Below are 13,517 nucleotides of genomic sequence, written 5' to 3' on the forward strand. Positions count from 1 at the left end.
GAAGTCATGGCTTTGCCGGTGAACTCAGGGCGGCGAAAATCGCGTTTCACCGCCCTGGCTGCACTCTGAAAGCCCTGGCTGCACACTCAAAGCCCAGGATGCACACGTGGACTACTGTCGAACTCCGTGGCAGCGTTGACCCCCGCCCAGATCAGCGCGATCGACGCCGCTCACCTCTGGCATCCCTACAGCACCATCGGCAGCGAAGCGATACCTCCGGTGGTGGCCACGGCCGCCCGCGGCGCCTACCTGACGCTGATCCGCGACGGCAAGCCGATACAAGCACTCGACGGCATGAGCTCGTGGTGGACCGCCATCCATGGCCATGGCCACCCGGTCCTGGACGAGGCGATGACCGCCCAGCTCGCCACCATGAATCACGTCATGTTCGGCGGCCTGACCCACGAGCCCGCGGCCCGGCTGGCTCAGCTGCTGGTCGAGATCACTCCGGCCGGCCTGGACACGGTGTTCTTCAGCGACTCCGGTTCGGTGTCCGTGGAGGTCGCGGTGAAGATGGCGTTGCAGTATTGGCGCGGCCTCGGTCGGCCCGCGAAACATCGCCTGATGACCTGGCGGGGCGGCTACCACGGCGACACCTTCACCCCAATGAGCGTGTGTGACCCAGACGGCGGCATGCACTCGCTGTGGACCGACGTCCTGGCCGCTCAGGTGTTCGCCCCGCAGGTGCCGCGCGACTATGACCCCGCCTACAGCGCGGCGTTCGAGGAGCAACTGACCCGGCATGCCGCAGAGCTCGCCGCCGTCGTCGTCGAACCCGTCGTGCAGGGCGCGGGCGGGATGCGGTTTCACGATCCGCGCTATCTGGTCGATCTGCGTGAGATCTGCAGCCGGCACGGCGTGCTGCTGATTTTCGACGAGATCGCGACCGGATTCGGCCGTACTGGCGCGCTGTTCGCCGCCGACCACGCCGGGGTCAGCCCGGACATCATGTGCGTGGGCAAGGCGCTGACCGGCGGCTACCTCAGCCTGGCCGCCACCCTGTGCAGCACCGACGTCGCGCACACCATCAGCAACGGCTCGGCCGGCGCCCTGATGCACGGGCCCACCTTCATGGCAAATCCGTTGGCCTGCGCGGTGTCGGTAGCCAGCGTCGAGTTGTTGCTCGGCCAGGACTGGCGGGCCCGGATAACCGCGCTGGCCGAAGGCCTGAGCGCCGGCCTGGCACCCGCGCGAGGACTGCCCGGGGTGACCGACGTGCGGGTCTGCGGCGGCATCGGCGTCATCGAATGTGACCGTCCCGTCGATCTGTCCGTCGCCACCCCCGCCGCGCTGGATGGCGGGGTGTGGCTGCGCCCGTTCCGCAACCTGATCTACGCGATGCCGCCCTACATCTGCAGTCCCGCCGAGATCGCACAGCTCACCTCGGCGATGGTGCAGGTCGCCCGCCTCGTAGGCTGAACGCCATGCAGGCGCCGATCGAGACCTCGCCGCTGGCCTGGCTGGCGGCGGTGGAGTCCCAGCGCCGCGAAGCCGGTTTGCGGCGGTCGCTGCGCCCGCGCCCGCCGGTCGGCACCGAACTCGATCTGGCTTCCAACGATTACCTGGGCCTGTCCCAGCATCCCGACGTCATCGACGGCGGCGTGCAGGCGCTGCGCGTGTGGGGCGCCGGTGCCACCGGTTCCCGGCTGGTCACCGGGGACACCGAACTGCACGCACAGTTCGAGGCCGAGCTCGCCGAATACGTCGGCGCCGCAGCCGGTTTGGTGTTCTCCTCGGGTTACACCGCGAACCTGGGGGCCGTCGTCAGTCTGTCCGGGCCGGGTTCGCTGCTGGTGTCCGACGCCCATTCGCACGCGTCGCTGGTGGACGCCTGCCGGCTGTCCCGGGCGCGCGTGGTGGTGACACCGAGCCGCGACGTCGCCGCCGTCGAGACTGCCCTCGCCGCACGCGCCGAGGAGCGCGCGGTCGTCGTCACCGACTCCGTGTTCAGCGCGGACGGGGCACTGGCGCCGCTTCGGGAACTGCACGAGGTGTGCCGTCGGCACCGTGCGCTGTTGATCGTCGACGAGGCGCACGGTCTCGGGGTGCGTGGCGGTGGCCGCGGGCTGTTGCACGAGGTAGGACTGGCCGGATCGCCCGACGTGGTGATGACCACGACATTGTCCAAAGCGCTGGGCAGTCAGGGCGGCGTGGTGCTCGGGCCGGCCGAGGTGCGTGCCCACCTGATCGATGCGGCGCGTCCCTTCATCTTCGACACCGGACTCGCGCCCGCGGCCGTCGGTGCCGCGCTGGCGGCATTGCGGCTGCTCAAGACTGAGACGTGGCGCCCGGACGCGGTGCTGTCGCACGCCGCCGAGCTGGCGCGGGTGTGCGATGTCCCGCAGGTGCCGCAGTCTGCTGTGGTGTCGGTGATCCTGGGCGACCCCGAGGTTGCGCTGGCCGCCGCGACGGCCTGTCTGGACGCCGGGGTCAAAGTCGGCTGCTTCCGGCCGCCGACCGTGCCCGCCGGCACGTCACGCCTGCGGCTGACCGCCCGCGCCTCACTGAGTGCCGAGGAACTCGAGCTGGCGCGCCGCGTGCTGACGGACGTCCTGCGGGCGCACGCTTGACGGTCCTGGTCGTCACCGGGACCGACACGGGTGTCGGCAAAACCGTCGCCACCGCAGCGCTGGCCTCCCATGCCCGCCAGGCCGGCATCGACGTCGCGGTGTGCAAGCCCGCCCAGACCGGTATCGCCGACGGCGACGACGACCTCGCCGAGATCGGCCGGCTGTCCGGAGTCACCGAACTCGTGGGGTTGGCCCGGTATGCGTTGCCGATGGCGCCGGCCGCGGCGGCCGAACAGGCCGGCATCTCATTGCCGACCGGCGAGCAGGTATTGCAGCTGATCCGCGAGGTGGACCGACCCGGACGATTGACGCTCGTCGAAGGCGCCGGTGGGTTGCTGGTCGAACTCGCTCAGGACGGGGTCACCCTGCGCGACGTCGCCGTCGAACTACGGGCCGCGGCGCTGGTCGTCGTGAGGGCGGAACTGGGCACGCTCAACCACACCGCGTTGACCTTGGAAGCCCTTGCTGCACAACATGTTTCGTGTGCCGGATTGGTGATCGGCAGCTGGCCTCAGCGGCCCGATCGGGTGCAGATGTCGAATCGGGAAGCGCTGGGCCGGTTGGCATCCGTACGCGCGGCGCTGCCCGCCGGGGCAGGCGCGCGCCAGGATTTCGCCGCTATGAGTGCGGCCGCTTTCGACACCGGCTGGGTGCGGGCGCTGGTCGGCTGATGGCGCACTCCATCGAGTTGCTGTTCGACCATGACACCGAGGCCGCGCTCCGGCGGATGTGGGACGACCTGAGCGCCGCCGGTCTGCCTGTGCGGATACCGCCCGGCCGCCCGCATGTGACGGTCGCCGTCGCCGAACGCATTGACCCCGCCGTCGACGAATTGCTGCGGCCGGTCGCCCGAGGATTGCCGCTGCCGTGCGTGATCGGTGCGCCGGTGTTGTTCGGCCGGGCCAATGTGGTGCTCACCCGACTGATCGTGCCGTCGCGCGAACTGCTGGATCTGCACGCCGAGGTGTACCGGGTGTCCGGCGCGCACCTACGGCCGGCGCCGATGTCCAACAGCCTGCCCGGCCAGTGGACCGCGCATGTGACCCTGGCACGCCGGGTCGACATCGGCTGTCTCGGGCAAGCGCTGACTGTCACTGGCCGGCCGGCGCAGTTGGACGGTCGGTTCGCCGGACTGCGCCGCTGGGACGGTGACAAGCGCGTCGACTACCTGATTTGACGCTAACCCGATTGCCCGGGCCTGGTTTCCAGCCAGCCCCGAGGCGCTTTCCCCAGTTCACCAGCAGCTGCCGGTTCGGACCGATGGAATGTTTTTAAGCCGTCTGGGTGACCTGTTCGACTCTGGCGCGACGCTCGTCGATGGCGCGACCGAGATCCTGTTGCAGCCACGGCTTGCCCATGACCAGATGGGCGAGGTGCTCGCGGTCGATCTGCAGCGCAGTCAATTCTTCGGTGGCGCGGGCATCGGTCAGATTGGGTTGCCGGGTCAGCGCCGTCGCCCCCAGGAAAGCGCCTTCGTCCAGGCTGCCGACCACCACCGGGAGTCCGTCCCGGGAAGTTGCCGTCAGTCGCACGCCGCCGGACAGGAGAAAGGTCATCCGGGACGGCACTCGCTCGGCCTGCTCGACGAGTTCGTCGGCCGCGTACCGGACGATCCGGGCGTGCGCTGCCAAGATCTGCTGATCGGTTCGGCTCAGCCGCAATGCCGGACCGACCACGGTCCGGAGTGCCTTTGCGACACGTTCCGGTGTGGAGAAGTCGTCGTTTTCGCCGTCGAGGTGGAGTTCGGCCCGCCGCGCGGCGTACCAGAGCCAGCGCAGGAAGGTGGACTGCGCCGCGGAATCGTCAGCGGGAGAAGACAATCCGACGGTGACGCGGTACTCGCCGCTGCCGGTGGCCACGACTGCCGCCGGCGCACCGGACCTGCGCTGCGGAAGCGCATCGGCGACCTCGGCCAGCAGCGCGCACACCCGCTCCGGCGGATCGGCCGCGGCGAAGGCGACCGCGATCGCCAATTGGTGCGACCTGGTGGGACGACTGAGGTTGGTGAACGATGTCGTCGCCAAGACCGAGTTGGGGGTGATCTGCAAACCGCGGCCGGTCTGGATATGAACCGCCCGCCAGTTCGCCTCGACGATCCGTCCGCGGGCGGCCGGGGTGTCCAGCCAGTCGCCGATCCGGAACGGCTGCTCGAAGAGCATGAACAGTCCCGACACAATCTGGCCGACGGAGTTCTGCAGCATCAAGCCGATGACCACCGACGTCACACCCAGCGCCGTGAAGATGCCGCCAACCCGCACGCCCCAGACGAACGACAAAATCACCGCCAGACCGGCACCTATCAGCAGGAACCGGGTGACGTCGAGGAAGATGGCCGGTACGCGCCCGCGCCAGGATCCTTGCGGCGCTCCCTCGAACACCGTGGCGTTGAGGCTGGACAGCAGCAGCACCAGCAGCACGAAGCCGAACACCGTCGCCAGCAGGCGCACCGAGGTCAACTCGCTCGGGATTCTCGCGACCTGCACCAGCAGCACCAGCAGCGCGGCCAGTGGGACCAGGTAGCTGCGCAGCAGGAAAACGGGCCGGGCCAGTGGGCTGTCCCGGCGGATCAGGCTGTGGTGCCATTCGGTGAGCCCGATGAGCAGCGACGGGAACCCCACGACCACGACGGCAGCCCACCACAACGACGACATGGTCACTGTCCTTCCGCGAGGCGCCAGATCTGTTGTTCGGTGCCGTCGACGGTGACGGTGCCCGCGGCGGTGAACTGCCGGATGTCACGCGTCGCCTCGTACACCTGCGATGTCACGTAGATGCCGGATTCACTTGTGCTGCTTCGCATCTGGTGGGCGAGGTTGACGGCCGCGCCCCACATGTCGTAGACGATGCTGGACCGTCCGACCAGTCCGCTGATGACATTGCCGGTGTTGATGCCGGCGCGCAGCGTCAGGTGGTGGCCCGTCTTGCTGTTGAACCGTTCGACGATGGCCTGCATCTCGAGGGCGAATTCCACGGTGCGGTGCACGCTGTCCAGCCGCGGGAAGTTCAGCCCGCAGCTGGCCAGGTAGCCGTTGTGCAGGGTCCTGATCGGTTCGACGCCAAGGGCTTCGGCGGCCGAGTCGAGTTCCTGGACCAGGTCGTCGACGATGCCGACCAATTCATGGCCGGGTAGCGCGCTGGAAATCCGGTCCAGACCGACGAAGTCCGCGAAGATGACCGTGACGTCCTGATGTTCCTGGGCGATGGTCTGTTCGCCCTCGCGGTAGCGTTGCGCGACGGGCTCGGGCATCAACGACCCGAGCAGCCGGTCGTTTTCTTCGCGCTGCTCGGTCAGCAGCGTTTCCTTGATCTGCAGACTGTGGCTCATATCGTTGAAAGCCTCGGTGAGTTCACCGATCTCGTCGCGTGAGGTCACCGGGATCGTGACGTCGTAGTTGCCGGCGCTGATCTCCTGGGTGCCGGCCTGCAGTCGGCGGATGGGACGCACAAAAATCTGGGCTACCAGCAGCGCGGCCACGCAGATGACGAAAACCATGGCGGCGGTGGTCAATACCAGCGTCTGGGTCACGGACACGACGCGGGCGTTGGCTTCGTCGGTCTCCCGGGTGGCCAATACCGACCAGTGCAGGTCGGAGTTGGGCAACTGCAGCGGGGCATATGCCACCAGCTCGCGGCGACCGAGGTAACTGGTGTCGATGGTGGTACCGGTCTCACCGCGCTGTGCGGCACGTACCGCGTGCGTCGCAACCGGTTGCACCAGTGTCGTTCCGCGCCAACGGATTGCCTGCTCGACGACGTCGGATCGTGCGCCTGCGGCGATCGCCTCGGTCTGGTAGCGCTTCGGGTCTTCGAGGAACAACCGGGAATCCGATCGCATCAAATTGTCCGGGCCGGCCAGATAGGTTTCACCGGTCTTGCCCATGCCCGCGGCTTCCCATTGCCTGTTGGCGGTCATGATGTCGTTGACCTTGGAGATCGGCAGCGGCAGGGCCAGCACTCCGGCGGCCTTGCCCGGTGCGCCGATCGGCGAGACCAGCCACGCGATGGGTGCGCCGAGTTGCGGCTGATAGGGCGCGAAGTCGGTGATCCACACGAAATCCCGGGAGTTTGCGGCCATCGCCTTCTCGTAGGCGCCACGCAGATTGGACTCCCGATACGGGCCGTTGAGGATGTTGGTGCCCAGTGCCGCGGTCTTGCGGACGCTGTACACCACGTTTCCGCGGCCGTCGAGCAGCAACGCGTCCTTGTATTCGAAGCGGATCGCGATCTCCCGGAAAAAGTTGTTGAAGCGGACATTCGCGGCTGTCCAGGCACTGCCGTCGCCCGCGTCGTCAGGTGCCCCGGCCGGCGCAACCGTGTAGTGCGCCTGCAGATATTTCTGCGAATTGTTGCTGGGCAGTAGGGCATTGAGATCCAGCTTGGTGCCGGTGCTGCTCTCGACCGGTTTGATCAACCTGTCGGTGTAGTAGTTCACCAGCGCCTGTTGCTGACCGGGATCGATACTCGCATTGGACAACTGGTCGAAGCCCGCGGTGAACTGTTGCACCGCGTCCAGAGATGTCGAGGCGTCGCTGTAGACCACCAGCGCATCGGCGAGATCCGAAAACAACGTCTCCACCGCGCGTTTTTGGGCCTCCCGCAACTGGGTCATCCGCTCCGATGCCGTCGGCAACAAGGCGTTGCGCGCGGTGACATAACCGACCGCCCCGATCACAGCCAGCGACGAAAGGCTGGCCACCAGCAGCATCAGCATCACCTTGGACTGGATGCTGACCGACCGGGCCAACGCCCTGCGGCGCCGGTCACCCTTACGGGCCGGGACTGTTTCGTCCGGGGTTACCGACTCGGCCGAGGGCGGCGACGTCAATGGATTTCCTTTCCCCTGCGTTCCGGCGGCAACAGCAGCCTATTAGGTAGCCGGAAGTCCGCCTAGCCCCCGAACAGCAGATACAGCCCCATGAACGTGTAGCCGACCATGACCAGCATCATGGTCAACTGGCCGGTGAGTTGATGGTCTTTGGGCAGCAGTCGCAACGCCTTGTCGTGCGCCGCGATCACCGCCACGATGTGCCCGGTCACCACGCAGGCCACCTTTATCGTGGACAGCACCGCGGGGTGCATCGACAACACGTAGGCGACGTGTGCATCGGCCAGGCCCAACGGATTCCAGCCTCGACCCAGTGGGTCGGCCAGGGCGATGACGGCCTGCTGGCCGCGCTCCACGAGGTAGGTCAAATAGTGCGCGAAGATGTAGCCGACGACGATCGGGATCAGCGAGTGCGCCATCTGCCCGGGCAGTGCCCGGCGCTGCTCGGCGTCCACGCCCCCGGTGGCGCGCGCCGCAAACGAAAACGTCAGCGCCACAACACAAATGAAGAGCGCCAGCCCGATGGTCCGCAACGCTGAAGAAGTCAGCGTCTCAGGAACACCGGTCGCCGCGCGGGCTGTCCCGTCGGCGAAATTGCGCCACGTCGGTGACGCCGAGAAGCTGTCGAACGCGGTGGACCCCAACAACACTGACAAAACCAGCACGACGCCCGGGCGTACCGGCAGCGACGGCAGGTGGTCGAACGGGTTGCCGACGACGACTTTTCCGGTTTGCGGATTCCGCCAGAACGGACTGAGCCGGGACACCGCCATGCTGTACACGCCGAACGGGTCGGCCCGGGCCAACCAGCGCTGGCCGCACAGCCACGCCCCGCCGAGCAGCACCACCGTATAGACCAGCAACCACGTCTTGACCGCGGTCAGCGAGGCCGAGTCCGGGCTGGCGAGTTCCAACCAGACGAACGCGAACAAGCCGAACGCGGCCGGCCGGTAGCCCCAGCTGTCCGGGTAGGAGAACCGGGGCCGGCTGATCCGTTCCGGCAGGATCCGGCGTACCAGCAGATATACCGAGCGGACCGGCGAGATCACCCGCCATACCGGCCCGAAGATCAATGACAACGCCACCAGTCCGACCCAGAGCAGCACATAGAACGCGCCGAGCAGGCCATTGGCGGAGGTCTGCGGTCCGAACAGGCCGGCGGTCAGCACCCATATCGCGAACAGCAGCGCCAGCCCGGCGACTATCCCGCGGGTGACGCGCGCATCGACCAGGGCGGTCAGCGCGTCCGGCAGTGGGCGCCCCGGTTTGTCCGGGTCGAATCGCGGTCGTTTCCAGGCCAACGCCACCAGCGCGAACGTGAAGGTCAGTGCCCATGCGGCGCCGATCAGCGCGAAGGTGTACGGCACCGGCAGATCGTTCGACCCGCCCAGACCGTGCGCGAGCACGGTTATCGAGCGGCCGTCGGTCACGACTGCACTTGGATGGTGGCGATCGTCCGCTTGAGGTGGTGCAGTTCGACGTCGACGCTGCCCGGGACGTCGACGCTGAACTCGAATGTCTGGTTGGGCGCCGCGGCGACCTGGAACTTGTGGTCGGGTACCGAGTGCACGTGCAGCTCGTCGGTGACGTCGCTGGTGACATGCAACACGATCTGTTGTTTCACCTTCGCCTGCAGGGTCGCGTTGGTCGGCGTGACCTGCCCGTTGGCGATGGTGACGTCGACGGTGAGGCCCTGCGCGGGGGCCTTGCTGGGCGAGTTACCGCCGCAGGCGACCAGCGCCCACACCAGCAGCCCCGCCCATGCCGTGACCAGGGCGCGTCGGTATGCCACGGACTACGCCGCTTCTGGAAGAGGGTGCTTCTCTTCCTCCGGTTTCTTGGGCAACGTCATCTCGCGGTTGATCCGACCGGCTCCCCACGTCAACGCGCTGATCACCATCAGGGTGAAGATCAGCACCAGGATGGAGCCGACGGTGAACAGCCACTCCGGGGCGTTGGGGTCGCGTTCCCGCTGCAGGATGGTGTTTTCCAGGACGAACGGCCGGGTGATGACGGGATCGGCCGGCACCTCGGGAGCCGGGATCGCCTCGTCGGCCGGCTCGTAGATCGGCACGGCCGTCATGGTGTAACCGTCCTGCACCCGCAGCAAGGTCTTCCACGATCCCCACACCGGGATGGGTTTGGTGGTGCGGTAGTGCCCGTCTCCGACCCGCTCGAGCCGGTCGATCAGCAGGCCGCGGTCGTTGACCATCTTCCCCTGCCACGAGGTGACCGACACCCAATCGGGATCGTCCTTGATCAGGTCGGGCGGATTGATCTGGATGTCGGCGGACACCATGCGTTTGCCGGGTTCGCTGGGCAGCTCGGTCAGCTTGATGGTCGCGGTGTTCTTGCTCGGGATGACGATGTGCAACCCGTTGGCCACCGCGCCGCCGATCACCACGACCGTCGCGGCCACGATCGAGATTCCGATCGCGCGTCGCGGTAGCCGTTGCCCGGTAAGCACCATCCCGGTCAGGGCACCGCACAGGCCCATCATGACGGCGACGGGCACCGACATGGCCAGGGCTTCGCCCCACATGCTGGTCGGCCATGGGTAGTGGTAGACGGCGCCGACCCAGAGCGAACTCAGCCACAGACCGACGGTGCCCACAACCAGGCCGGTGACGGCACCGAAGAGGATGGGCCGCTTGAACAGCGGCGTCAACGCCAGGATCTCGACCACCAGCGCCGGGCCGAGGTAAAGCGGGAACCAGTTGATCGGCGCGCCGAGGATCGGACCGACCGTGAATGCGACGGCACCACGCAGGGCGATCGCGAACAGTGCCGCGATGATCGCCGCGCCCTTTCCGAGCGTCATCCGCGCCACGATCAGAGCCAGCGCCGCCACTCCGGCGATCATCATCGGGTGGAACGCCAGGCGGAATTGCTGGACGCCGAAGTCGTACTCGATCTGATAGACGGACAGGCCGATCAACAACCCACCGCAGGACAGGTAGCGCAAGAATTTGACGAACGGCTTCTCGGGAGGTGCGTCCGGCAGCGCGCGGCCGCCTTCGTACTCCAGCATCAGCACCGAGAACAGCGACAGGCCCGCGCCGCCGATCATCATCAGGTGGGTCGGACCCCACAAGGTGACGTCCTGGCCGAAGATGCGGTGCCAGATGTCGTCGAGCGGGAATCCGAACAGCGCGTACATGCCGCAACCGGCCATCAGCACGCCGCCTACGGGGGCATGCCAGTTGTCGGTGATGCGCACCGGCGCGGGGCCCGGTTCGTCGAACGGCAGGACGATCGCGATCATGCCGGCCAGGAAGATGCCGAACAGGCCGATGATGATGAAGTAGTGGGCGGGGTTGGCCAGCGGTCCGGGATCACGGCCTTCGCCGATATGCCAGCTGACGTCCCAGATGAATCCGAACAGCGCGCAGATGATCGACGTGGTGTACACCAGCACGGGTAGCGCCACCCAGGACGGGCGCTTGAATTTGACGCCCAACCAGTCGGCGAACTTCTCCAGCCACAAGATGCGCCGGGTGCGGTGGGCCCAGCCGACGGCCAGCATGACCAGGGTGATGATCAGCGCCGCCACCGAGAGTCCGATGACTTGACTCAGTTCCGCTCCGCGCGCCGCGGGCGCCTCTGCAACAACTGCCATTTCCATCGCGATCGCCTCCCGTTTGCGTCCGCCGATTTAGACAGATCCGAGGATGCCCAAATGCAGCACTGGTCAATCCTGCTTTTCCCGCGAGCTTCCTCTATTTCGCATGGCGACATATGACACCACGCCGGCGACGATCACGGCAGGCAGGAACGCCGGTATTGCCAGCCAGATGCCGTGGTCGGCCAGGTATACGACGTGCTGTTCGCTCATGCTGATTCTCTACCCTGCCGGATGTTCTTTACTCCGGCAATAGTGACCGGCGTCAACATGACCGCGCGGCCTCGGTTGACCGGGGACCGTTACCCTAACCTGAGCACTTTTCGATACAGGCCGCCTGTCCGACGGCGGCCCCGAGGCGATTGCGGCCGATATATAGGGACGCGATCAAGAAGCAGGGGAGTACCCGGTGACCCAAGCGCCGATTCGACCGACCAGCGATGCCGGCCAGGATGGCCTGGAAGGGGAGGACAACTCGGACATCCTTGCCGTCGCCCGCCGTCAGGTGCTCGAGGCCGGCGAAGGCCTCAGCAAGGACCAGGTGCTGCGGGTGCTGCAGCTGCCCGATGAGCGGCTCGAGGAACTGCTGGCCCTGGCCCACGAGGTGCGGATGCGCTGGTGCGGACCGGAGGTCGAGGTAGAAGGCATCATCAGCCTCAAGACCGGCGGGTGCCCGGAGGACTGCCATTTCTGCTCCCAATCGGGCCTGTTCAAGTCGCCGGTGCGCAGCGCCTGGCTGGATATCCCCAGCCTGGTCGAGGCGGCCAAGCAGACCGCGAAGTCCGGCGCCACCGAGTTCTGCATCGTTGCCGCGGTGCGCGGACCCGACGAGCGGTTGCTCGCTCAGGTCGCGGCCGGTATCGAGGCCATCCGCAACGAGGTCGACATCCAGATCGCCTGCTCACTCGGCATGCTGACCGCCGAGCAGGTGCAGCGCCTGGCGGAGATGGGAGTGCACCGCTACAACCACAACCTGGAGACCGCGCGCTCCTTCTTCACCAACGTGGTCACCACGCACAGCTGGGAGGAGCGCTGGGAGACCTTGTCGATGGTGCGCGACGCCGGTATGGAGGTGTGCTGCGGGGGGATCCTGGGCATGGGCGAGACGCTGGAGCAGCGCGCCGAATTCGCCGCCGACCTCGCAGAGTTGGGTCCCGACGAGGTGCCGCTGAACTTCCTCAACCCCCGACCGGGCACCCCGTTCGGTGACCTGGAGGTGCTGCCGGCCAGCGAAGCGCTCAAAGCTGTCGGCGCGTTCCGGCTGGCGTTGCCGCGGACCATGCTGCGGTTCGCCGGCGGCCGTGAGATCACCCTCGGCGACCTCGGCGCCAAGCAAGGCATCCTCGGTGGCATCAACGCCGTCATCGTCGGCAATTACCTGACCACGCTGGGCCGGCCCGCGGAGGCTGACCTCGAACTGCTCGACGATCTGCAAATGCCGATCAAGGCGCTGAACGCCAGTTTGTGATGGCCACCGCGCTGCCGGACCCGGTCGGGGGCGGCGTCTACAACGTCTATACCGGCGAGCAATCCGGGACCTCGGTGCCCACCGCGGCCCAGTTGGGGTTGGAGCCACCCCGCTTCTGCGCCGCCTGTGGCCGCCGGATGATCGTGCAGGTCCGGCCCGACGGCTGGTGGGCGAAGTGTTCCCGGCACGGGTTGGTGGATTCGACCGAATTGGACGGGCGACGCTGACGGTTCAGGCGCGCCGGCCCCGCGAGGATATGCTTCGCGAGGCACGGGTAATGGAGGTGAGTCCGGTTGGTTGACGGTGCGGCGGTGGTATCCGAGCAGCCTTCTGGCGCAGAGGTCGGGCGCCTGCAGCGACTGTCGCCGCGGAACCGGGCATGCCTCGTCGTGGCCGTCGCGCTGACGGCTTCCGGATTGCCGATCGGGGCGCTCTGGGCCTGGATCGCCCCGGCCATCCACGCCGTGGTGGCCGTCACCCGCAAGGGTGAGCGGGTGCACGAATACCTGGGCGGGCTCGACGGCGAGCCGCGCAACTTCTTCGTCGCTCCGATGCTGCTGGTCAGTCTGGTGGGCGTCGTGGCGGTGGTCGGCGCGGTGGCGGCCTGGCAGTGGCGCGACCATCGGGGTCCGCAGATGGTCGTCGCCCTGTGCGCCGGGTTGATCGGCGCGACCGCGGTCGCGGCCGGGGTTGGGGCGCTGCTGGTGCTGTGGCGTTATGGCGCGCTGGATTTCGATACCGTCTCGCTGTCGAAGGCTGATCACTCGCTGACCTACGTGACCCAGGCGCCGCCGGTGTTCTTCGGGCGTGGGCCGCTGCAGATCGCGCTCACCTTGTTGTCTCCGGCAGCGACCGCTGCCTTGATCTATGCGGTGATGACCACCGGGACGGTGCGCGACGACCTGGGCGCTTACCCGCCGGAGAACCGGGTGCGCACGCTGCCTCAGGCGCCGCCGCCGGCACCCGTCGCCGGGCCAATCGGCTGAACTTCGGGAACGTGCCCCGGATGCCGGGGGCGTGCCGGCGTACCTG

General features: G+C 67.3%; 13 protein-coding genes. 7 read left to right on the forward strand and 6 right to left on the reverse strand.

Features of this window, described 5'->3' with window-relative positions:
* Positions 1-114: 114 nt before the first annotated feature.
* Genes AC5Y4D_RS17360 through AC5Y4D_RS17375 form a run of 4 tightly spaced genes read left to right on the forward strand, consistent with a single transcriptional unit; the run spans position 115 to position 3,747 of the window.
* Positions 115-1,419 (forward strand): adenosylmethionine--8-amino-7-oxononanoate transaminase, encoded by a 1,305-nt coding sequence (locus tag AC5Y4D_RS17360; protein ID WP_499989973.1) that lies wholly within the window; start codon positions 115-117, stop codon positions 1,417-1,419.
* A 5-nt stretch (positions 1,420-1,424) separates the two neighbouring features.
* On the forward strand, positions 1,425-2,570 hold the full coding sequence (locus AC5Y4D_RS17365) for an 8-amino-7-oxononanoate synthase (protein WP_499989898.1): 1,146 nt from the start codon (positions 1,425-1,427) through the stop codon (positions 2,568-2,570).
* The gene (bioD, locus tag AC5Y4D_RS17370) at positions 2,567-3,241 is read left to right on the forward strand and encodes a dethiobiotin synthase (RefSeq protein WP_499989899.1); all 675 of its coding nucleotides are present in this window, start codon (positions 2,567-2,569) and stop codon (positions 3,239-3,241) included. Before AC5Y4D_RS17365 ends, bioD begins: the two co-directional genes overlap by 4 nt.
* Positions 3,241-3,747 (forward strand): 2'-5' RNA ligase family protein, encoded by a 507-nt coding sequence (locus AC5Y4D_RS17375; protein ID WP_499989900.1) that lies wholly within the window; start codon positions 3,241-3,243, stop codon positions 3,745-3,747. Before bioD ends, AC5Y4D_RS17375 begins: the two co-directional genes overlap by 1 nt.
* A gap of 94 nt (positions 3,748-3,841) precedes the next feature.
* Here the strand turns inward: AC5Y4D_RS17375 and AC5Y4D_RS17380 are convergent, their stop codons facing one another.
* The 6 genes from AC5Y4D_RS17380 to AC5Y4D_RS17405 all read right to left on the reverse strand — a co-directional run bounded on the left by AC5Y4D_RS17380 (position 3,842) and on the right by AC5Y4D_RS17405 (position 11,230).
* Positions 3,842-5,221, reverse strand: coding sequence for a mechanosensitive ion channel domain-containing protein (locus AC5Y4D_RS17380; RefSeq protein ID WP_500037716.1), 1,380 nt, complete (start codon positions 5,219-5,221; stop codon positions 3,842-3,844).
* A gap of 2 nt (positions 5,222-5,223) precedes the next feature.
* Positions 5,224-7,395: an adenylate/guanylate cyclase domain-containing protein gene (locus tag AC5Y4D_RS17385; RefSeq protein ID WP_500037717.1), complete on the reverse strand. Its 2,172-nt coding sequence runs from the start codon at positions 7,393-7,395 to the stop codon at positions 5,224-5,226.
* A 62-nt stretch (positions 7,396-7,457) separates the two neighbouring features.
* Complete coding sequence (locus AC5Y4D_RS17390; protein WP_500037718.1) at positions 7,458-8,825, reverse strand: hypothetical protein; 1,368 nt, start codon at positions 8,823-8,825, stop codon at positions 7,458-7,460.
* Positions 8,822-9,187, reverse strand: a complete 366-nt coding sequence (locus AC5Y4D_RS17395) for a hypothetical protein (protein ID WP_500037719.1) — start codon at positions 9,185-9,187, stop codon at positions 8,822-8,824. The genes AC5Y4D_RS17390 and AC5Y4D_RS17395 overlap by 4 nt, the downstream gene beginning before the upstream one ends.
* A 3-nt stretch (positions 9,188-9,190) precedes the next feature.
* Positions 9,191-11,020, reverse strand: a complete 1,830-nt coding sequence (locus AC5Y4D_RS17400; protein WP_500037720.1) for a hypothetical protein — start codon at positions 11,018-11,020, stop codon at positions 9,191-9,193.
* 66 nt (positions 11,021-11,086) lie between these two features.
* The gene (locus AC5Y4D_RS17405) at positions 11,087-11,230 is read right to left on the reverse strand and encodes a hypothetical protein (RefSeq protein WP_499944175.1); all 144 of its coding nucleotides are present in this window, start codon (positions 11,228-11,230) and stop codon (positions 11,087-11,089) included.
* Positions 11,231-11,426: 196 nt separating this feature from the next.
* Here AC5Y4D_RS17405 and bioB point away from each other — a divergent pair, with 196 nt between their 5' ends.
* The 3 genes from bioB to AC5Y4D_RS17420 all read left to right on the forward strand — a co-directional run bounded on the left by bioB (position 11,427) and on the right by AC5Y4D_RS17420 (position 13,471).
* A complete protein-coding gene (gene bioB, locus AC5Y4D_RS17410) occupies positions 11,427-12,485 on the forward strand; it encodes a biotin synthase BioB (RefSeq protein WP_499944176.1) in 1,059 nt (352 codons plus the stop codon).
* On the forward strand, positions 12,485-12,712 hold the full coding sequence (bsaP, locus tag AC5Y4D_RS17415; protein ID WP_499944177.1) for a biotin synthase auxiliary protein BsaP: 228 nt from the start codon (positions 12,485-12,487) through the stop codon (positions 12,710-12,712). Before bioB ends, bsaP begins: the two co-directional genes overlap by 1 nt.
* A gap of 84 nt (positions 12,713-12,796) precedes the next feature.
* On the forward strand, positions 12,797-13,471 hold the full coding sequence (locus tag AC5Y4D_RS17420; RefSeq protein ID WP_500037760.1) for a DUF2567 domain-containing protein: 675 nt from the start codon (positions 12,797-12,799) through the stop codon (positions 13,469-13,471).
* The last annotated feature ends 46 nt before the right edge of the window (positions 13,472-13,517 follow it).

This window comes from Mycobacterium sp. NGS67 (assembly GCF_059812185.1).

What these genes read in the sequence shown, in the direction of transcription:
- bsaP (WP_499944177.1), top strand. Translation starts at nt 12,485, where the DNA reads ATGGCCACCGCGCTGCCGGACCCGGTCGGGGGCGGCGTCTACAACGTC.
- AC5Y4D_RS17380 (WP_500037716.1), bottom strand. Translation starts at nt 5,221, where the DNA reads ATGTCGTCGTTGTGGTGGGCTGCCGTCGTGGTCGTGGGGTTCCCGTCG.
- AC5Y4D_RS17375 (WP_499989900.1), top strand. Translation starts at nt 3,241, where the DNA reads ATGGCGCACTCCATCGAGTTGCTGTTCGACCATGACACCGAGGCCGCG.
- AC5Y4D_RS17365 (WP_499989898.1), top strand. Translation starts at nt 1,425, where the DNA reads ATGCAGGCGCCGATCGAGACCTCGCCGCTGGCCTGGCTGGCGGCGGTG.
- AC5Y4D_RS17405 (WP_499944175.1), bottom strand. Translation starts at nt 11,230, where the DNA reads ATGAGCGAACAGCACGTCGTATACCTGGCCGACCACGGCATCTGGCTG.
- AC5Y4D_RS17400 (WP_500037720.1), bottom strand. Translation starts at nt 11,020, where the DNA reads ATGGAAATGGCAGTTGTTGCAGAGGCGCCCGCGGCGCGCGGAGCGGAA.